General features: G+C 62.4%; 1 protein-coding gene. It reads right to left on the bottom strand.

All coding sequences use genetic code 11. The features are described from left to right. The coding region (locus D3D02_RS18460) for a class I SAM-dependent DNA methyltransferase (RefSeq protein ID WP_147435723.1) at nt 1-615 on the bottom strand (615 nt) is incomplete at both ends.

Here is a 615-nt window from a genome sequence, read left to right as displayed (position 1 = left end):
CCGTAGAGCGAGATGTCGTCTCGGTCGCCACCTTCGTCCTCGACGTGCTGCGCGGAGTAGATGAGCATCCCTCCGGACCCACAGGCAGGGTCGTACACGCGGTCACCGGGCTCGGGGTCGACGCACTCGACGAGCAGCTGGACGACTTCGCGTGGTGTGTAGAACTCCCCGCCCTTCTTCCCGGCGTCGTCGGCGAACTGGCGAATTAGGTACTCATACGCCCGCCCAAAGATGTCGGGGTCTTCGAGGTCCGCGTTCCGGTAGCGGTGCTTCGAGAAGTGCGTGACGAGTTCCTCCAGCGTCGCGTCCGAGAGACGGTCCTTGTCGTTGAAGTCGACGGAGGTGAGGACACGGTCTGCGATGGCGTCGTTCTCGTCTTCGACTGCTTCGAGAGCCTTGTTCAGAGTCGCCACGATGTCGCGGCTCTGGGCGGCGATGTGGTCCCACCGAGCGCGCTCCGGGACCCAGAACTCCTCATGTAGGTCTCGGTCGCCTCTAATCTGTTCGAGAAGGTCTTCGTCCGGTTCCTCGTCGTCGCCGGTGAGTTCCTCGGCGATTTCCAACGTCTCTTCTTCGAACCGGTCGTTGATTCGCTTCAGGAAGAGCAGCCCGAAG

The sequence above is a fragment of the Halobellus sp. Atlit-38R genome, assembly GCF_003665925.1.
GTDB lineage: Archaea > Halobacteriota > Halobacteria > Halobacteriales > Haloferacaceae > Haloquadratum > Haloquadratum inordinatus.
The sequence above is the reverse complement of the archived record's forward strand: the minus strand, read 5'-3'. Positions and strand labels throughout refer to the sequence as shown.